Origin of the sequence: Pseudomonas sp. BN102 (genome assembly GCF_029871245.1) — a bacterium.
Taxonomy (GTDB): Bacteria; Pseudomonadota; Gammaproteobacteria; order Pseudomonadales; family Pseudomonadaceae; genus Metapseudomonas.
Genome location: NZ_SSON01000072.1, coordinates 139379 through 158216 on the forward strand (window position 1 = coordinate 139379; position 18838 = coordinate 158216).

Sequence of the window (18838 nt, forward strand, 5' to 3'; positions counted from 1 at the left end):
TGTCTTGTCTCCTCGCCAGCCCGCGCCCCTTCCCGAATACAGGTGAATGCCGTGACCCTGAGCAATCCCCTCCTGCAGGACTTCGACCTGCCGCCCTACTCCTCGATCCGCCCCGAGCACGTCCAACCCGCCATCGAGACGGTGCTCGCCGACAACCGCGCCGCCATCGCCGCGCTGCTGGAGCAGCAGGACAGCACCCCGACCTGGCAGGGCCTGGTGCTGGCGCTGGACGAACTGGGCGAGCGCCTGGGCCGTGCCTGGAGCCCGGTGAGCCACCTGAACGCCGTGTGCAACAACGCCGAACTGCGCGCCGCTTACGAGGCCTGCCTGCCCAAGCTGTCCGAATACTGGACCGAACTCGGCCAGAATCGTGAGCTGTTCCAGGTCTACGAGGCCCTGGCCAGCGGCCCCGAAGCCGCAGGTTTCGAGGTGGCGCAGAAGACCATCCTCGAGCACGCCCTGCGTGACTTCCGCCTGTCCGGCATCGACCTGCCGGCCGACCAGCAGGAGCGCTACGGCGAGATCCAGATGAAGCTGTCCGAACTGGGCAGCCGCTTTTCCAACCAGCTGCTCGATGCCACCCAGGCCTGGACAAAGGAAGTCCACGACGAGGCCGCGCTGGCCGGCCTGACCGACTCGGCCAAGGCGCAGATGAAGCAGGCCGCCGAGGCCAAGGGGCTGGGCGGCTGGCTGATCACCCTGGAATTCCCCAGCTATTACGCGGTGATGACCTACGCCGATGACCGCGCCCTGCGCGAAGAGGTCTACACCGCCTATAGCACCCGCGCCTCCGACCAGGGCCCGAATGCCGGGCAGCACGACAACGGCCCGGTGATGGCCGAGATCCTCGTCCTGCGCCAGGAACTGGCCAGGCTGCTGGGCTTCGCCCACTTCTCCGACCTCAGCCTGGCCACCAAGATGGCCGAGTCCACCGATCAGGTGCTGGGCTTCCTGCGTGACCTCGCCAAGCGCAGCAAACCCTTCGCCGCCAAGGATCTGGAAGAGCTCAGGGCCTTCGCCGCCGAGCGCGGCGTCGCCGACCTGCAGAGCTGGGACGTGGGTTACTTCAGCGAGAAGCTGCGCGAGCAGCGCTACAGCATTTCCCAGGAAACCCTGCGCGCCTACTTCCCCATCGACAAGGTGCTGTCCGGCCTCTTCGCCATCGTGCAGAAGCTCTACGGCATCGAGATCAGGGAGCTGTCGGGCTTCGACACCTGGCACCCCGACGTGCGCCTGTTCGAGATCAGCGAGAACGGCCAGCACGTCGGCCGCTTCTTCTTCGACCTCTACGCCCGTGCCAACAAGCGCGGCGGCGCCTGGATGGACGGCGCTCGCGACAAGCGCCGCAATGTGGCCGGTACCCTGGTCAGCCCGGTGGCGAACCTGGTCTGCAATTTCACCCCGGCGGTGGGCGCCAAGCCGGCCCTGCTGACCCACGACGAGGTCACCACCCTCTTCCACGAGTTCGGCCACGGCCTGCACCACCTGCTGACCCGTGTCGAGCACGCCGGCGCCTCCGGCATCAACGGCGTGGCCTGGGACGCAGTGGAGCTGCCCAGCCAGTTCATGGAGAACTGGTGCTGGGAGCCTGAAGGCCTGGCATTGATCTCCGGTCACTACCAGAGCGGCGAGCCCCTGCCCCAGGACCTGCTGGACAAGATGCTGGCGGCGAAGAACTTCCAGTCGGGTCTGATGATGGTGCGCCAGCTGGAGTTCTCCCTGTTCGACTTCGAACTGCACGCCACCCATGGCGACGGTCGTAGTGTGCTGGACGTGCTGGAAGCGATCCGCGATGAAGTGGCGGTGATGCGTCCGCCGGCCTTCAACCGCTTCGCCAACAGCTTCGCGCACATCTTCGCCGGCGGTTACGCGGCCGGTTACTACAGCTACAAGTGGGCCGAAGTGCTGTCCGCCGACGCCTTCTCCCGCTTCGAGGAGGAAGGTGTGCTCAACCCGGCGACCGGCCGGGCCTTCCGCGAGGCGATCCTGGCCCGCGGCGGCTCCCAGGAGCCCATGGTGCTGTTCGTCGATTTCCGCGGCCGCGAGCCGTCCATCGACGCCCTGCTGCGCCACAGTGGCCTGACGGAGGACGCGGCATGACCGCCACCAAGAAGCGCTTCATCGCAGGGGCTGTGTGCCCGGCGTGCAACGAAATGGACAAAATTCAGATGTGGGACGAGGACGGCGTGCCGCACCGTGAGTGCGTGGCCTGCGGCTATGCCGACACCCTCAACGCCCAGGGCCAGTCGGTACCCAAGGAGCTGGGTACGCGGGTCAACCAGCCCAAGGCCAAGGTGGCCGATCCGAAGGTCCAGGGGGTGCAGTTCTTCCCCAATCCCAAGCTGAAGAAACCCAACGAGTGATGTGAAAGCCAAGGAGGGCGTATGTGGCATCTGGTTTGTGGTGATACGGCGGTCGAAGGCGTTACCCGCGTCATTGGCGAGGCTGCCGCCCGGGAGTTGCGCGTCCTGCGCGACGACCTGGCGGTGGGGCCGCTGGCGGACGTCGACCGGCCGCCCTGCATCCGGCGCGCGCAGTTCTGGCAGGACGTCTGGCCCGACGCGGTGACCCCGAGGCCGGACTTCGGCCCCGGACTCAGCGCCGATGCCGAGTGGCTCGCCGTCCTGGCCGGCCAGGCTAATCCGGTCACCGTCTGGCATGGCGACAGTTGTTCCGAACAGTTGCTGCTGGCGCGGGTGGCCGCCGTCATGGAGCAAAGCGAGCTGCCGCTGTGGGAAGTACCCTGTGGCACGGGCGACAGCAGCGTCCGCACGCGCCGCGCGGTGGGCATGATCGAGCCCGAGGCTCTGGGCGCCTACTACTCGCCGCGCTTGGTCGACGCCGAGCGCAAACAGCGATTCGCCGCCCAGTGGCACGCCGCCGTGGCCGCCAATGCCGATATCCGCCGCTGGCGCGATGGCGATTTCCGGGGTGAAGAACACAGCACGGTCGATGCCATCCTCCTGGCCGCTTGCACGCCCGAATGGCAGCCGCTGCCTCGGGTCATGGCCGAGGTCATGGCGGGCTGCGATGGATTCTTCGTCACCGATTTCTTCGCCTTCTGGCGCGCCCGCGAACTGGCGGCCCGGGGCCGCGTCGAACTGGCCGGACATGAAGGGCAACATGGCTATGGCGGCCTCAGCGTTCGCCTGACTTGAGGCGAACGGCGCTCCTGCAACCATCCACCTGGAGGTCCCCATGCACGGCCCCGATCCCCGTAATCCGCACCCCTTGGCCGGTTTTCCGCAGGTCTGCTTCATCGCCAACACGGTGAACAACCCGCAGATCGAGATCGGTGACTACACCTACTATGACGACCCGGAGGGCGCGGAGCACTTCGAGCGCAATGTGCTCTATCTCTTTCCCTTCATCGGCGACCGGCTGGTGATCGGCAAATTCTGCGCCCTGGCGCGCGGGGTGAAGTTCATCATGAACGGCGCCAACCACAAGCTCTCCGGCTTCTCCACCTATCCCTTTCAGATCTTCTGCGGCGGCTGGGAACATTTCATGCCGGCGCTGGACGAGTTTCCCTACAAGGGCGACACCCTGGTCGGCAATGACGTCTGGATTGGCTATGAGGCGCTGATCATGCCGGGCGTACGCATCGGCGACGGCGCCATCATCTCTTCACGCTCGGTGGTTACCCGTGATGTGCCGCCCTACACCATAGTTGGCGGCAATCCGGCCGAACCGCTGAAGCAACGCTTTCCCGACGAGGTGGTGCAGCGCCTGTTGGCCCTGGCCTGGTGGGACTGGCCAGTGGAGAAGATCAGCCGCCACCTGGCCGCCATCATGGCTGCCGACATCGAGGAACTGGAGCGCTGCGCTGCCCTGGATTGAGCCGCGCCATCCGGCAGAAATTGACCAGGGACAGGGCAATGCTACATATACTGTATGAATGTACAGTCTGTATGGAGTTCTTCCCATGCCTGCTCTCCTCCCTCCCCGCGGTCGCGGCACAGCCAGCAATCCCTTCAACCGCTTCGCACCGACCACTTCGGTAGCGCTGGACGATGGCTGGTTCCAGGAAGTACCGCCCAGCCGCGCCACCGAGGTGCGGTTGGAAACCGCCAAGAGCATCATCACCCGCAACCAGTCGCCGGATCTGCCCTTCGACCGCTCGGTGAACCCCTACCGCGGCTGTGAGCACGGTTGCATCTACTGCTACGCCCGTCCCAGCCATGCCTACTGGGACATGTCGCCGGGACTGGATTTCGAGACCCGGCTGATCGCCAAGACCAACGCCGTGGCCCTGCTCGAACAGCAACTCTCGAAGCCCGGCTACAGCTGCGCGCCGATCAACCTTGGCTCCAACACCGACCCCTACCAGCCCATCGAGCGCGAACATCGCCTCACCCGCCAGACCCTCGAAGTGCTGCTGCGCTACCGCCATCCGGTGACCATCGTCACCAAGGGGTCGCTGGTGCTGCGCGACCTCGACCTGCTCACCCAGCTGGCGGAGCAGAACCTGGTGGCGGTGATGATCAGCCTCACCACGCTCGACGACGAGCTCAAGCGCACCCTGGAACCCCGCGCGGCGGCACCCTCGGCCCGCCTGCGGGCCATCCGCGTGCTGCGCGAGAACCGTGTGCCGGTGGGCGTGCTCTGCTCGCCAATGATCCCGATGATCAACGACATGGAGCTTGAGAGCCTGCTGGAGGCCGCCCGCGATGCCGGTGCGCGCCAGGCTTCCTACATGCTGCTGCGCCTGCCGCGGGAGGTCGGACCCTTGTTCGAGGAATGGCTGCAGGCGCACTACCCGCAACGTGCGGCCCATGTGATGAGCATCATCCGCCAGTGCCGAGGTGGTGAGATCTACGACAGCCGCTTCGGCCATCGCTTCAAAGGCCAGGGCCCCTTCGCCGAGCTGCTGGCCCAGCGCTTCGCCGTGGCCATTCGCAAGCTCGGGCTGAACCGGCGCCGGGACTATGAGCTGGACTGCTCGCGCTTCTGCCCGCCGGGCGGGCAGATGGCTTTGCTCTGAGTTGTGACTCGCCGGGCTGTAACGACAGTCCTGTAGGAAATGAGAAGCCGACAATGAGTGGATAATGTTCGGCAGAAATACAAATTCCTACGATGACCGAGGTTGGCAGCATGAGCAACGAGCACGACAAGCTAGGCAGTGAAAGTGCGGAAGACGCCCTGCGGAACATTGTCGAGGGTTTCCAGCGGTTCCGCGACGAGGTCTTTCCGCAACAGGAAGCGCTGTTCAAGAAGCTCGCCCACGAGCAGAAACCACGTGCCATGTTCATCACCTGCGCCGACTCGCGCATCGTCCCCGAGCTGATCACTCAGAGCTCCCCCGGCGATCTTTTCGTCACCCGCAACGTCGGCAATGTGGTGCCGCCCTACGGCCAGATGAACGGCGGCGTTTCCACCGCCATCGAGTTCGCGGTCATGGCCCTCGGCGTGCACCACATCATCATCTGCGGCCACTCCGATTGCGGCGCGATGAAAGCGGTGCTCGACCCCCAGACCCTGGAGCGCATGCCCACGGTGAAGGCCTGGCTGCGCCATGCCGAAGTGGCCAAGATCGTGGTGCAGGAGAACTGCGGCTGCGCCAACCACGAAACCCTCGAGGTGCTCACGGAGGAGAACGTGGTGGCTCAGCTCGACCACCTGCGCACCCATCCCTCGGTGGCGGCGCGCCTGGCCAGCGGACAATTGTTCATCCATGGCTGGGTCTATGACATCGAGACCTGTGGCATCAAGGCCTATGACGCCGAGCAGGGCCGCTTCCGGCCAATCGGCGACGGCCCGCTGCCCATGGCGACGCCGCGGGCGCGCTACCTGCCGGAGTGACACGAAAAGGGCTGCTGATGCAGCCCTTTTTCCTGGACCAGTACCAGACCCGCTGCGCAAGGTTTCTGGTGCGCGCAGCGCACCCTCTACCCGGATTTCAACCCGCCTCGCGCTGGCCCTGGTTCAGTTGCAACTCGACGCCCAGTTGCTGCGACAGGCAGGGCCAGCGTTTCCAGGCTTCTTCCACCTTGGGGTCGCGCAGCTGCTGGCGATAGGCCTGCGCCGAGGGCAGGTCGAACACCTCTTCGTCCAGCAGGCCCTCCACGGCGAGGTGGACGGCTTCGTCCAGCTGGTTGGCGAAGGGTTCGCCGATCAGCTGGTGGGCGATCAGGTTGGCCACCGTGGTATCCAGCGGGATCAGCGGCTGGCCGAAATGCACGATGTAGCGATCGTTGACCTCTTCCACCAGGCGGTGGGCGAGGTAGGCTTCGTCGAGCAGGCCTTCCAGGCCGTTATGCCCCTCCATCAGTGCGGGCGGTTGCAGGAAGAACTGCTCGGCCACCTTCAGCACCGGCTTGATCTGCGCCTCGATGCCCGCCTCACGGGCGACATTGGCGGCGGCATCCAGCACGTCGGGGACTTGTTCCACATAAGCGGCGATGAAACGGGCGAGCACGCCCTGGGCATCCTCTGCCGGCAGGCGAATGGCGGGGTGCAGGCTGGCGACCTGGGCGTCCAGTATCCGGGTCAGTTGGGTGGAAGCGGCTTCGTGCTGGAGGGCGCGCTGGATGAGCTCGCGCAGTGCTGCGGTGTTCATGACTGCTCCTGAAAAGGACATGGAGGTTGCTGGGTGAATGCGCAGGTGAAGAAAAGACCTTAGCTCGCCTTTGAAGTCTGCTAAGACCGGATTGTCATAATTGCGTAGCAGTTATTCGGGCGCGCTATAACAGCACTTTGCCATCTGCCTTATATCCCACGCCAGCCGTGGCGTTTAGGACAAGGCTTGCGCGCCTTCAGCCATTTTTTGCATCGCGTTGCGCAGCGGAAGTCCCTGTCTATACTCCGACTCGAAAGGCATTACCTGATGGAACCCGACTGTGCACCTGCGTGCCGAGGCCGGCGGTCCGAGTTTGGTAGTCCGGGCAGCCGTCCCCAAGCCGTTGGCCCAGCCGGCGGGATAACAAGAACGAGAAGGGGAACCCGCAATGATGCGACATCCACGAGTCTGGATGGGACTCCTGCTGTGGTCGATTCTCAGCCAGGCGGAGGCTGCCTGGACAGTCAACATGGCGCCTGGGGCAACCGAGGTCAGCCGCACAGTTTTCGATCTGCACATGACCATCTTCTGGATCTGCGTCGTTATCGGCGTACTGGTCTTCGGTGCCATGTTCTGGTCGATGATCATCCATCGCCGCTCCACCGGGCAGAAGCCCGCGCATTTCCACGAGAGCACCACCGTGGAAATCCTCTGGACCGTCGTGCCCTTCGTCATCCTCGTGCTGATGGCGGTGCCGGCGACCAAGACGCTGATCGACATCTACGACACGTCCGAATCCGGGCTGGATGTGCAGGTCACCGGCTACCAGTGGAAATGGCACTACAAGTACCTGGGCCAGGACGTGGAGTTCTTCAGCAACATGTCCACGCCCAGCGAGCAGATCAACAATCAGGCGCCCAAGGGCGAGCATTACCTGCTGGAAGTCGACCAGCCGCTGGTGGTGCCGGTGGGCACCAAGGTGCGCTTCCTGATCACCGCCGCCGACGTGATCCATTCCTGGTGGGTACCGGCGCTGGCGGTGAAGAAGGACGCCATTCCCGGCTTCGTCAACGAATCCTGGGCGCGCATCGAGAAGCCCGGCCTCTACCGTGGGCAGTGCACCGAGCTGTGCGGCAAGGACCACGGCTTCATGCCCATAGTGGTCGAGGCCAAGTCCCAGGAAGACTTCGCCAAATGGCTGGCCGCACGCAAGGAAGAGACCGCCAAGCTCAAGGAGCTGACCGACAAGGAATGGACCCTCGAGGAACTGGTCGAGCGTGGCGACAAGGTCTACCACACCACCTGCGCCGCCTGTCACCAGCCTGAGGGCCAGGGGATGCCGCCGATGTTCCCGGCGCTCAAGGGCTCGAAGATCGCCACCGGTCCCAAGGCCGATCACTTGAACATCGTCTTCCACGGCAAGCCGGGCACCTCCATGGCCGCCTTCGGCAAGCAACTGTCCGAGGTCGACATCGCCGCCGTCATTACCTACGAGCGCAACGCCTGGGGCAACAACACCGGCGACATGGTGACGCCCAAGGAAGTGCTGGCTCTGAAACAGGCGGACAGCCAATGAAGAAGACACCGGCCTATATGGAGACTGACATGAGTGCAGTGATCGACCACGATCATGCCGGGCATGATCACCACCACGGTCCGGCCAAGGGCCCGATGCGCTGGGTGCTGACCACCAACCACAAAGACATCGGCACCATGTACCTGTGGTTCAGCTTCGCCATGTTCCTGCTGGGCGGGTCCATGGCCATGGTGATCCGCGCCGAGCTGTTCCAACCCGGCCTGCAGATCGTCCAGCCCGAGTTCTTCAACCAGATGACCACCATGCACGGCCTGATCATGGTCTTCGGCGCGGTGATGCCAGCCTTCGTCGGCCTGGCCAACTGGATGATCCCGCTGATGGTCGGCGCACCGGACATGGCGCTGCCTCGGATGAACAACTTCAGCTTCTGGCTGTTGCCGGCGGCCTTCAGCCTGCTGGTCAGCACCCTGTTCAGCGCCAGCGGCGGACCGAACTTCGGCTGGACCTTCTACGCGCCGCTATCAACCACCTACGCGCCGGAGAGCGTCACCTACTTCATCTTCGCCATCCACCTGATGGGCATCAGCTCGATCATGGGGGCGATCAACGTGATCGCCACCATCCTCAACCTGCGCGCCCCGGGCATGACCCTGATGAAGATGCCGCTGTTCGTCTGGACCTGGCTGATCACCGCCTTCCTGCTGATCGCGGTGATGCCGGTGCTGGCCGGCTGCGTGACCATGATGCTGATGGACATCCACTTCGGCACCAGCTTCTTCAGTGCCGGCGGCGGCGGCGACCCGGTGCTGTTCCAGCACGTGTTCTGGTTCTTCGGCCACCCCGAGGTGTACATCATGATCCTGCCCGCCTTCGGCGCGGTCAGCTCGATCATCCCGGCCTTCTCGCGCAAACCCCTGTTCGGCTACACCTCGATGGTCTACGCCACCGCGTCCATCGCCTTCCTCTCCTTCATCGTCTGGGCGCACCACATGTTCACCGTGGGCATCCCGCTGACCGGCGAGCTGTTCTTCATGTTCGCCACCATGCTGATCGCCGTGCCCACCGGGGTGAAGGTGTTCAACTGGGTGACCACCATGTGGGAGGGTTCGCTGACCTTCGAGACGCCCATGCTGTTCGCCGTGGCCTTCGTCATCCTCTTCACCATCGGCGGTTTCTCCGGGCTGATGCTGGCGATCGCCCCGGCGGACTTCCAGTACCACGACACCTACTTCGTGGTGGCGCATTTCCACTACGTGCTGGTGCCCGGCGCTATCTTCGGCATCTTCGCCTCGGCCTACTACTGGCTGCCGAAGTGGACCGGCCACATGTACGACGAGACCCTCGGCAAGCTGCACTTCTGGATGAGCTTCATCGGCATGAACATGGCCTTCTTCCCCATGCACTTCGTGGGGCTGGCGGGCATGCCGCGGCGGATTCCGGACTACAACCTGCAGTTCGCCGACTTCAACATGATCTCGTCCATCGGCGCCTTCACCTTCGGCGCTACGCAGTTCCTCTTCCTGTTCATCGTCATCAAGTGCATCCGCGGCGGCAAGAAAGCCCCGGCCAAGCCCTGGGACGGCGCCGAGGGCCTGGAGTGGACGGTGCCGTCGCCGGCGCCTTACCACACCTTCACCACGCCGCCGGAAGTGAAGTGAGATGAACGGGGAAGTGAGCACTCGCCGCCTGATCCAGCGCCTGTTGGTGCTGGTGGTGGCGATGTTCGGCTTCGGTTTCGCCCTGGTGCCGATCTACGACGTGATGTGCCAGGCCTTCGGCATCAACGGCAAGACCACGGGCTCCGCCTACGAAGGGGCCCAGAGCGAAGACCAGCAGCGTCAGGTGCGGGTGCAGTTCCTCGCCACCAACGCGGCGGGGATGAGCTGGGAATTCCGCCCCAAGGCGGATGACCTGGTGGTGCACCCGGGGGCGAGCAACGAGATGCTGTTCGTCGCCTTCAACCCCACCGACAAGCCGATGACCGCCCAGGCGATTCCCAGCGTGGCGCCGTCCAAGGCCGCGGCTTTCTTCCACAAGACCGAATGCTTCTGCTTCACCCAGCAAGTCCTGCAGCCCGGCGAGCGCATCGAGATGCCGGTGCGCTTCATCGTCGACCGCGACCTGCCGGCAGACGTGCACCACCTGACCCTCGCGTACACGCTGTTCGATATCACCGCCCGCAAGCCACCAGTCGCCAGGAACGACGGCTGACGGGCCGATAAGGAGAACAACAACGATGGCAAGTCACGAGCAGTATTACGTTCCGGCCCAGAGCAAGTGGCCGATCATCGGCACCGTCGCCCTGCTGACCACGGTTTATGGGCTGGGGACCTGGTTCAACGACATCAAGTACGATCGCCCCGATTCCAACGGGCCGATCATCTTCTTCGTCGGCGGCCTGCTGATCGCCTACATGATGTTCGGCTGGTTCGGCAATGTGATCCGCGAGAGCCGCTCGGGCCTCTACAGCGGGCAGATGGACCGTTCCTTCCGTTGGGGCATGAGCTGGTTCATCTTCTCAGAAGTGATGTTCTTCGCGGCCTTCTTCGGCGCCCTCTTCTATGTGCGCTTCTACGCCGGGCCCTGGCTCGGTGGTGAAGGCGACAAGGGCGTGGCCAACATGCTCTGGCCTGGCTTCGAGTTCGCCTGGCCGGCGATGAACAATCCCGACGCCAAGCTGTTCCCGCCGCCGAAGGCGATCATCGATCCCTGGCACCTGCCGCTGATCAACACCATCCTGCTGGTGTCCTCCAGCTTCACCGTGACCTTCGCCCACCACGCCCTGCGCAAGAACAAGCGCGGCCCGCTCAAGGCCTGGCTGGCGCTGACCATCCTGCTGGGGGCGACCTTCCTGGGCTTCCAGGCGGAGGAATACATCCACGCCTACAAGGAACTTGGGCTGACCCTGGGGTCGGGCATCTACGGCGCCACCTTCTTCATGCTCACCGGCTTCCACGGTGCCCACGTGACGATGGGGGCGCTGATCCTCACGGTGATGCTGGTGCGCATCCTGCGTGGCCACTTCGACGCTGACCACCACTTCGGCTTCGAGGCGGCGGCCTGGTACTGGCACTTCGTGGACGTGGTCTGGATCGGCCTCTTCACCTTCGTCTACGTACTCTGAGGGCGGAAGCCGAACAGGCCGTGTGAAAACGTCGCGAGCGAAGGTCAGGCAAGGCGAAAGAAGCCGAAAAAAGCGCAGTTTACGAGTTGTAAATGAGCATTTTGAGGCTGCTTTCAACGCAGCATCACCGAGCGCAGCAGTTTTCACACAGCCTGTGGGAGCGGGGGCTTCCGGCTTACCAGGTGACATGGGAAACGAATTGGCCGCTGTAGAAACCCCAGGCGATGAGCGCCAGGGTCAGGGCGGCCAGGATCACACGAACCGTTAGCGCATTGACCACGCGGGAGCTGCGTCCTTCGTCCTTGACCAGGAAGAAAAGGCCGCTGAACAGGCTGACCACCGTGGCAAGCAGCATGAGGACGATCGCAGCCTTGAGCATGCGTGACTCCGGGGGAAGGGGGGATGTAGTGCAGTATAGCCAGCCCTGTTCAGCCGCACGGACGGCGGCCATGAGCGCCTTCCGGCCGGGTCTCGCCCCGACCCTGGTGGTGCTGGCGCTGCTGCCGGTGCTGCTGGGACTGGGCGTATGGCAGCTTTCCCGTGCCGAAGAGAAGCGCCAGCTGCTGGCCGCCGCCGACGCCCGGCGCATCGCCACCCCCGTCTATGTCGAACAGCTCGCCACCAGCCCCGACCCCGCCTACCTGCGCGTGCGCTTGCACGGTCATTTCGACGCCGCCCACAGCCTGCTGCTGGATAGCCGCATCCGCGATGGCAAGGCCGGCGTCGAGCTGTTGCAGCCCTTCCAGGCCGGCAGCGGCCAGTGGCTCCTGGTCAACCGCGGCTGGCTGCCCTGGCCGGACCGTCGCGTGGCGCCGGCATTCCAAACCCCGGAGGGCCCCCAGGAACTGCTTGCCTGGGCCTACGTGCCGCCGGGCGCGGCCTTCGAACTCAAGCACCTGGAAGCATCCGGCTGGCCGCAGCTGGTCAACCAGGTGGACGCCGCTGCCCTCTGGCAACACCTGGGTCGCAACGGCCTGCCCCTGGAGCTGCGCCTGGAGGAAGGCCCGGCGGGCTATCGGACCGACTGGCCGATCGTCGCCATGGGCCCGGAAAAACATATCGGCTATGCCGTGCAGTGGTTCGCCCTGGCGACTGCCCTGCTCGGCCTGTTCATCTACTACGGATTGCGCAAAGGACGGGAGAAAGACCATGAACCCAGCACTCGCCATGCCTGAGGCCGCATCGCCGCGCCGCCGCGGGCGCATCCAGCTGCTGCTGATCCTGATGGTGGTGATCGGCCCGATGATGCTCGCCACGGCCATGTACAAGTTCAGCTTCTGGGTACCGGACGGCCGCAGCTACCACGGCGCCCTCATCGGCAATGGCCAGACCGTCGTCGACCTCGGCGTGAGGGACGTGGCGCCAGGGGAAACCTGGCAACTGCTGGTCACAGCCCCGGCCGGCTGTGCCGAGGACTGCCAGCAACTGGTCTACGTGGCGCGGCAGATCCATATCGGCCTCGGCCGCGACGCCTCTCGCGCCAACCATGCCCTCGCCGTGACCGAGGTGTCGGCGGACTACGCGGTGAAGCTCGAACAGGAGTACCCGCAGCTCAAGCGCCATGGCCTGGATGGCACCGCCTACGGCAAGGCCACCGAGGACCTGGGCGGCGCCCAGTTGTGGATAGTCGACCCCCACGGCAACCTGGTGCTGCGCTACGACGCCACTGCCAAGGGCAAGCAGATCCTCAACGACCTGCGCCACCTGCTGAAGCTTTCCAACATTGGTTGAACGACCCCTTTCCCCGGAAAGGTGAGGAGCGGCTGCTGTGGATACCTACAAGAACCGGCCCGGATTCCGCCTCGCCCTGTTCGCCACCCTGCTGGCCATGGTGGTGGTGGCGCTGGGCGCCTATACCCGTCTGACCCACGCCGGCCTCGGTTGCCCGGACTGGCCCGGCTGCTACGGCTTTATCAGCGTGCCCCAGAGCGAAGCTCAACTGGCCCACGCCGAGGCGAACTTCCCCCACGCGCCGGTGGAGGCCGAAAAGGGCTGGAACGAGATGGTCCACCGCTATTTCGCCGGCACCCTCGGCCTGGTGATCCTCGGCCTCGCCATTCATGCCGTACGCCTGCGTGGTCGTGATGGTCAGCCGCTGAAACTGCCGCTGCTGCTGCTGGGCGTGGTCATCGCCCAGGCCGCTTTCGGCATGTGGACCGTGACCCTGCAACTCTGGCCCCAGGTGGTCACCGCCCACCTGCTCGGCGGTTTCACCACCCTGTCCCTGCTGCTCCTGCTCTGCCTGCGGCTGTCCAACGCCTTTCCTGCCCTGGAACTGCCGGGGCGTCTGCGCCGCTGGGCGGCGCTGGGGCTGGTGCTGGTGATAGTGCAGATCGCCCTGGGCGGCTGGGTCAGCTCCAACTACGCAGCGGTGGCCTGCGTCGACCTGCCCACCTGCCACGGCGAGTGGTGGCCGGCAATGGACTTCGCCAACGGCTTCCACCTGACCCAGCACATCGGGCCGAATTATCTGGGTGGGCAGCTCGACAGCGATGCCCGCACCGCCATCCATATGACACACCGCCTCGGTGCCCTGGCCGTGAGCCTGGTGCTACTGGTCCTCGCCTGGCAGCTGCACCGTGGCGGCCTGTCGCGCCTCGCCGGGCTGCTGCTGGCGGCGCTGTGCCTCCAGGTGGGGCTGGGCATCAGCAATGTGATGTTCCACCTGCCGCTGCCAGTGGCGGTGGCGCACAACGGCGGCGGCGCCCTGCTGCTGTTGGTGCTGGTTTCAGTGAATTACCGGGTGCGCAGCCCGGCCCTTCATCTAGGAGCGAGCTCTGCTCGCGAAAGGGGGCACGCCGTAAGTTCGCGAGCAGAGCTCGCTCCTACGGCACTGACCCCACACGGCAAATAACCGGATCACTGAGGAGTACACGCCATGGCCACTCTGCTCAGCCAAGGACACAGCCAGGCCCACGCCAGCTGGCGCGACTACCTGGAGCTCACCAAGCCCAAGGTGGTGGTGCTGATGCTGATCACCTCGCTGGTGGGCATGTTTCTCGCCACTCGCGCCGGGGTGCCCTGGGAGGTGCTGCTGTTCGGCAACCTCGGCATCGGCCTCTGCGCCGGCGCGGCGGCGGCGGTCAACCATGTGGTGGACCGCCGCATCGACTCGATCATGGCGCGCACCCTGAAGCGCCCCGTGGTGAATGGCCGGGTTTCGCCCGTTGCAGCACTGGCTTTCGCCCTGCTCCTGGCGCTGGCCGGCCAGGCCTTGCTGCTGGCCTTCACCAATGAACTGACCGCCTGGCTGACCCTGGCGTCCTTGGTGGGCTACGCGGTGCTCTACACCGGCTTCCTCAAGCGAGCCACCCCGCAGAACATCGTCATCGGCGGCCTGGCCGGCGCCGCGCCGCCGCTGCTCGGCTGGGTGGCGGTCACCGGCCACCTCAGCGCCGAGCCGCTGCTGCTGGTACTGATCATCTTCGCCTGGACCCCGCCGCACTTCTGGGCACTGGCCATCCACCGCAAGGAGGAATACGCCAAGGCCGACATCCCCATGCTGCCGGTGACCCACGGCGAGCACTACACCAAGGTGCACATCCTGCTCTACACCCTGGTGATGTTCGCCGTCAGCCTGCTGCCCTATGCCATCCACATGAGCGGCCTGCTCTACCTGGTCTGTGCCCTGGGCCTGGGCGCGCGCTTCCTGCAGTGGGCATGGGTGTTGTACCGTGACAGCAAACCGCACGCGGCGATCAAGACCTTCAAGTACTCTATCGCCTACCTCTTCCTGCTGTTCATCGCCCTGCTGGTGGACCACTACCTGTTGCTGAACCTATGACCAGAATCCAGAAAACCGTCTTCGTCCTCGTTGCCTTAGTCGCGGTGGTGCTCGGCCTCACCGTGCACCGGGTGCTCAACGGCGAGCGCCAGGCCGACCCCACGCAGCTGCTCGACGCCGGCATCGTCCTGCTGCCCCAGAGCCGCACCCTGCCGGCGCTGGAAATGGTCGACCAGAATGGCGAGAAGGTCGTAGTGGACCAGCTCAAGGACAAGTGGAGCCTGCTGTTCTTCGGCTACACCTTCTGCCCGGACATCTGCCCCACCACGCTGGCGCAGATGCGTGAGCTCAAGGGCCTTCTGCCGCAACAGGCGCGGGATAACCTGCGTGTCGTCCTCGTCAGCGTCGACCCGAACCGCGACACCCCGCAGCAGATGAAGCAATACCTGGGCTATTTCGACCCGGACTTCGTCGGCATTACCGGCGACCTGCCGACCCTGCAGAAACTGGCCAACGCGGTGAGCATCCCCTTCATTCCAGCCGATACCAGCAAGGAGAACTACACCGTGGACCACAGCGGCAACCTGGTGATCCTCGGCCCGGACGGCACCCAGCGCGGCTTCATCCGTTCGCCGCTGAACAACCAGAAGCTCAAGGAGCAGCTGCCGGGGCTGGTGGCGCCGAAGGGCTGATACCGCGCAGGCCGACCCGTAGGTTGGGCTGAGCTACGCGAAGCCCAACGAATCCGGTGCACGGCCTTTCGCGAATGAATTCGCTCACAGGAAACGAATTTCGCACCCACAAAAAAGCCCGCTCTATGAGCGGGCTTTTTCATTTCAGCGGAGGCGATCAGAACGCCGGCACCACGGCGCCCTTGTACTTCTCCTCGATGAACTTCTTCACCTCGGGGCTGTGCAGGGCGGCGGCCAGTTTCTGCATGTCGGCGCTGGACTTGTTGTCTTCGCGGGCCACCAGGATGTTCACATAGGGCGAGTCGCTGCCTTCGATGGCCAGGGCGTCCTTGGTGGGGTTCAGCTTGGCTTCCAGGGCGTAGTTGGTGTTGATCAGCGCCAGGTCCACCTGGTTCAGCACGCGGGGCAGGGTGGCGGCTTCCAGTTCACGCACCTTGATGCCCTTCGGGTTCTCGGCGATGTCCTTCGGGGTGGCGGTGATGCTGGTGTTGTCCTTCAGCTTGATCACGCCGGCCTTGTCTAGCAGCAGTAGGGCGCGGCCGCCGTTGGTGGCGTCGTTGGGAATGACCACTTGGGCGCCTTCGGGCAGTTCGGCCAGGGTCTTGACCTTGCTGGAGTAAGCGCCGAAGGGCTCGATGTGCACGCCGGCCACGGTTACCAGCTTCACCTTGGTCTGGCGGGCCTTGTTGAACTCATCCAGGTAAGGCTGGTGCTGGAAGAAGTTGGCGTCGAGGCGGCCTTCTGCGACCTGGATGTTCGGTTGCACGTAGTCGGTGAAGACCTTCACCTGCAGGTCCACGCCTTCCTTGGCCAGTTGCGGCTTGATGAATTCGAGGATTTCCGCGTGGGGCACCGGGGTGGCGGCCACTTTCAGGGTGTCGGCCTGGGCGGAGAGGGCGGTCAGGGCGGCGAAGGCCACCAGCAGTTTCTTCATGAGCGGCTCCTTGGGGAAGTCATCGGGCCGGTGCGGATGGGCGCCGGCTCCAGGTCATTTACGGGAGAAGTGCACCACCAGCTTGTCGCCGACGGTTTGCAGAATCTGTACGAGCACCAGCAAGAGGATCACGGTGACCACCATCACGTCGGTCTGGAAGCGCTGGTAGCCGAAGCGGATGGCCAGGTCGCCGAGTCCGCCCGCGCCCACCACACCGGCCATGGCGGTGTAGGACACCAGGGTGATGGCGGTGACGGTGATGGCGGCATAGATGCCCGGCCGCGCTTCCGGCAGCAGGGCGTTGACGATGATCTGCCGGGTGGTGGCGCCCATGGCCTGGGTGGCTTCGAGGATGCCGCGGTCCACTTCACGCAAGGCCGTTTCCACCAGTCGCGCGAAGAAGGGCGTCGCACCCACCACCAACGGCGGGATGGCGCCGGCTACCCCCAGGGAGGTGCCAGTGATGAACACGGTGAAGGGAATCATCACGATCAGCAGGATGATGAAGGGCAGCGAGCGCAGCACGTTCACCAGCAGCGACAGCAGCCCGTAGACGGCCCTCTGCTCGAACAGCTGGCGCGGACCGGTGAGGAACAGCAGCACGCCCAGCGGCAGGCCCAGGAGCACGGTGAACAGCAGCGAGCCGCCCAGCATCAGCAGGGTGTCGAGGGTGGCGAGCCAGATTTCGTACCAGTCGATATTGGCGAGCAGGGCGTCCATCAACGCAGGATCTCCAGGTGCACGTCCGCCTCGCGGAAGCAGCCAAGCGCGGCGTCGATGTCGCCGCCGGTCAGGGCCAGGGTCAGTTGGCCGTAGGGGGTGTCCTTGATACGGTCGATTCGGCCGGCAAGGATGCTGTAGTCCACGCCGGTCTGGCGCGCCACGGTCCCCAACAGCGGGGCGTAGGTGGCGTCGCCACGGAAGGTCAGGCGCAGGATGCGGCCGGCGACATGGGCGAAGTCATCGCGCTGCTCGCCTTCGTCGACCTGCTCGTCCTCCAGCACGAAGCGCTGGGTGGTGGGGTGCTGCGGGTGCAGGAACACATCGGCCACCGGGCCCTGCTCGACTATCACCCCGCCATCCATTACCGCGACGCGGTCGCAGACGCGGCGGATCACATCCATCTCGTGGGTGATGAGGACGATGGTCAGGTTCAGCTCGCGATTGATCTCGGCCAGCAGCTGCAGCACCGAAGCGGTGGTCTGCGGATCGAGGGCGCTGGTGGCCTCGTCGCAAAGCAGGATCTTCGGCTGGGTGGCCAGGGCGCGGGCGATGCCGACGCGCTGCTTCTGGCCGCCGGAGAGCTGCGCCGGGTACTTTTTGGCATGGTCGCTGAGGCCGACGCGGGCCAGCAGTTCGGCGACGCGGCGGTCGATCTCGGCGCGGGACAGCTCGCCGGCCAGCTTCAGCGGCAGGGCGACGTTGTCGGCGACGGTCTTGGACGACAGCAGGTTGAAGTGCTGGAAGATCATCCCGACGCGCTGGCGGAAGCGGCGCAGGCCTTCACTGTCGAGGGCGGTCACATCTTCACCTTCGATGACGATGCGTCCGCCGGAGGGTTCCTCGAGGCGGTTGATCAGGCGCAGCAGGGTGCTCTTGCCGGCGCCCGAATGGCCGATCAGGCCGAAGACTTCGCCGCTCTGGATGGCGAGATTGGTCGGCTGCAGGGCCGGGATTTCGCGGCCCTCGACGCGGTACGCCTTGTGGACGTGGTGGAATTCGATCACTGCGGAAACCTTGTGGGTTCGTCGTTAGCCGGATCGGCTAAAAACCGGCAAGTTTACCTGCTCGCGCATAGGCGCAGAAAATCTTTCTGGACCTATGGCTATAGCTTCAGGGAATAAGCGACAGACGGACTCTGAGCAGTCTAGCTGCCCGCTGGGAACCGGCCTCAGGACTGTGGGACCAGCTCCACGGGAGGCGTTTCGCTGGTGGCCTGGCGTGCCTTGTCGATGGCACTGTTCAGGCCCTCGGTCAGGGCTGGCGCCTTGGGCGTGAGGCTGCGGGCATGGCTGAGGGCGGTGGCGGCACCGTTAAGGTCACCCTGCTGCAGGGCGACCTGGCTGCGCTTCAGCCAGGCGTCGGCGAGCTGGCGCTGGTACTGGCCGAGGCGGGCATCGGCGGCGGACTGGCCTTCCAGGGCCCTGAGCTGGGTTTCGGCGTCGGTCAGCTGGCCGGCTGCCAGGGCCTGGTCCAGCTGCTGGAAGCTGCTGCGCAGGTCGTCCGCTGGCGCTTGGGCGTCTTGCCGCGCGGTCTGGCAGGCGGCAAGCAGCAGGGAAAGCGCGGCAACGGAAAGGCAACGAGTGGCGAACGGCTTCATTTCGACAG

General features: G+C 65.0%; 21 protein-coding genes. 15 read left to right on the plus strand and 6 right to left on the minus strand.

The annotated features are described in order from the left end of the window. Nucleotides 1-51: 51 nt before the first annotated feature. The 6 genes from prlC to E8F12_RS19045 all read left to right on the plus strand — a co-directional run bounded on the left by prlC (nt 52) and on the right by E8F12_RS19045 (nt 5802). Complete coding sequence (gene prlC, locus E8F12_RS19020; RefSeq protein WP_280326754.1) at nt 52-2100, plus strand: oligopeptidase A; 2049 nt, start codon at nt 52-54, stop codon at nt 2098-2100. Continuing rightward, a complete protein-coding gene (locus tag E8F12_RS19025) occupies nt 2097-2363 on the plus strand; it encodes a YheV family putative zinc ribbon protein (RefSeq protein ID WP_280326755.1) in 267 nt (88 codons plus the stop codon). The genes prlC and E8F12_RS19025 overlap by 4 nt, the downstream gene beginning before the upstream one ends. Nucleotides 2364-2384: 21 nt before the next feature. Beyond that, the gene (locus E8F12_RS19030; protein WP_280326756.1) at nt 2385-3158 is read left to right on the plus strand and encodes a DUF1835 domain-containing protein; all 774 of its coding nucleotides are present in this window, start codon (nt 2385-2387) and stop codon (nt 3156-3158) included. Between the two features lie 40 nt (nt 3159-3198). Then, on the plus strand, nt 3199-3840 hold the full coding sequence (locus E8F12_RS19035; protein ID WP_280326757.1) for a Vat family streptogramin A O-acetyltransferase: 642 nt from the start codon (nt 3199-3201) through the stop codon (nt 3838-3840). An 85-nt stretch (nt 3841-3925) separates the two neighbouring features. Beyond that, the gene (locus tag E8F12_RS19040) at nt 3926-4984 is read left to right on the plus strand and encodes a PA0069 family radical SAM protein (RefSeq protein ID WP_280326758.1); all 1059 of its coding nucleotides are present in this window, start codon (nt 3926-3928) and stop codon (nt 4982-4984) included. A gap of 110 nt (nt 4985-5094) precedes the next feature. After that, on the plus strand, nt 5095-5802 hold the full coding sequence (locus E8F12_RS19045; protein WP_280326760.1) for a carbonic anhydrase: 708 nt from the start codon (nt 5095-5097) through the stop codon (nt 5800-5802). A 97-nt stretch (nt 5803-5899) separates the two neighbouring features. Here the strand turns inward: E8F12_RS19045 and E8F12_RS19050 are convergent, their stop codons facing one another. Continuing rightward, entirely contained in the window at nt 5900-6559 is a 660-nt protein-coding gene (locus tag E8F12_RS19050) for a hypothetical protein (RefSeq protein WP_280326761.1), read from the minus strand. A gap of 388 nt (nt 6560-6947) precedes the next feature. Here E8F12_RS19050 and coxB point away from each other — a divergent pair, with 388 nt between their 5' ends. The 4 genes from coxB to E8F12_RS19070 are packed head-to-tail and all read left to right on the plus strand — an operon-like array spanning nt 6948 to nt 11160. After that, nucleotides 6948-8075 carry a cytochrome c oxidase subunit II gene (gene coxB / locus E8F12_RS19055; protein ID WP_280326762.1) on the plus strand — a complete coding sequence of 376 codons (1128 nt, stop codon included), beginning with the start codon at nt 6948-6950 and terminating at the stop codon, nt 8073-8075. A gap of 29 nt (nt 8076-8104) precedes the next feature. Beyond that, on the plus strand, nt 8105-9694 hold the full coding sequence (ctaD, locus tag E8F12_RS19060) for a cytochrome c oxidase subunit I (RefSeq protein WP_280326763.1): 1590 nt from the start codon (nt 8105-8107) through the stop codon (nt 9692-9694). A gap of 1 nt (nt 9695) precedes the next feature. Beyond that, the gene (locus tag E8F12_RS19065) at nt 9696-10247 is read left to right on the plus strand and encodes a cytochrome c oxidase assembly protein (protein ID WP_280326764.1); all 552 of its coding nucleotides are present in this window, start codon (nt 9696-9698) and stop codon (nt 10245-10247) included. A 25-nt stretch (nt 10248-10272) separates the two neighbouring features. Further along, nucleotides 10273-11160 carry a cytochrome c oxidase subunit 3 gene (locus E8F12_RS19070; RefSeq protein ID WP_280326765.1) on the plus strand — a complete coding sequence of 296 codons (888 nt, stop codon included), beginning with the start codon at nt 10273-10275 and terminating at the stop codon, nt 11158-11160. A 175-nt stretch (nt 11161-11335) separates the two neighbouring features. On the opposite strand, the gene E8F12_RS19075 is transcribed toward E8F12_RS19070, so the two are convergent. Next, nucleotides 11336-11539, minus strand: coding sequence for a twin transmembrane helix small protein (locus E8F12_RS19075; RefSeq protein WP_069081401.1), 204 nt, complete (start codon nt 11537-11539; stop codon nt 11336-11338). 70 nt (nt 11540-11609) lie between these two features. Between E8F12_RS19075 and E8F12_RS19080 the strand changes: the two genes are divergently transcribed. The 5 genes from E8F12_RS19080 to E8F12_RS19100 all read left to right on the plus strand — a co-directional run bounded on the left by E8F12_RS19080 (nt 11610) and on the right by E8F12_RS19100 (nt 15576). Further along, nucleotides 11610-12335: an SURF1 family protein gene (locus E8F12_RS19080; protein ID WP_280326766.1), complete on the plus strand. Its 726-nt coding sequence runs from the start codon at nt 11610-11612 to the stop codon at nt 12333-12335. Beyond that, the gene (locus tag E8F12_RS19085; RefSeq protein ID WP_280326767.1) at nt 12310-12891 is read left to right on the plus strand and encodes a hypothetical protein; all 582 of its coding nucleotides are present in this window, start codon (nt 12310-12312) and stop codon (nt 12889-12891) included. Before E8F12_RS19080 ends, E8F12_RS19085 begins: the two co-directional genes overlap by 26 nt. A gap of 97 nt (nt 12892-12988) precedes the next feature. Further along, complete coding sequence (locus E8F12_RS19090; protein WP_280326826.1) at nt 12989-14014, plus strand: COX15/CtaA family protein; 1026 nt, start codon at nt 12989-12991, stop codon at nt 14012-14014. A gap of 24 nt (nt 14015-14038) precedes the next feature. Then, on the plus strand, nt 14039-14944 hold the full coding sequence (gene cyoE, locus E8F12_RS19095) for a heme o synthase (protein WP_280326768.1): 906 nt from the start codon (nt 14039-14041) through the stop codon (nt 14942-14944). After that, on the plus strand, nt 14941-15576 hold the full coding sequence (locus E8F12_RS19100; RefSeq protein ID WP_280326769.1) for an SCO family protein: 636 nt from the start codon (nt 14941-14943) through the stop codon (nt 15574-15576). Before cyoE ends, E8F12_RS19100 begins: the two co-directional genes overlap by 4 nt. 157 nt (nt 15577-15733) lie before the next feature. On the opposite strand, the gene E8F12_RS19105 is transcribed toward E8F12_RS19100, so the two are convergent. From E8F12_RS19105 to E8F12_RS19120, 4 genes are all read right to left on the minus strand, one after another. Further along, entirely contained in the window at nt 15734-16510 is a 777-nt protein-coding gene (locus E8F12_RS19105) for a MetQ/NlpA family ABC transporter substrate-binding protein (RefSeq protein ID WP_280326770.1), read from the minus strand. Nucleotides 16511-16564: 54 nt separating this feature from the next. Next, nucleotides 16565-17230: a methionine ABC transporter permease gene (locus tag E8F12_RS19110; RefSeq protein ID WP_280326771.1), complete on the minus strand. Its 666-nt coding sequence runs from the start codon at nt 17228-17230 to the stop codon at nt 16565-16567. Continuing rightward, entirely contained in the window at nt 17230-18237 is a 1008-nt protein-coding gene (locus E8F12_RS19115) for a methionine ABC transporter ATP-binding protein (protein ID WP_280326772.1), read from the minus strand. Before E8F12_RS19115 ends, E8F12_RS19110 begins: the two co-directional genes overlap by 1 nt. A gap of 164 nt (nt 18238-18401) precedes the next feature. Then, nucleotides 18402-18830, minus strand: coding sequence for a hypothetical protein (locus E8F12_RS19120; RefSeq protein WP_280326774.1), 429 nt, complete (start codon nt 18828-18830; stop codon nt 18402-18404). Nucleotides 18831-18838: the final 8 nt, after the last annotated feature.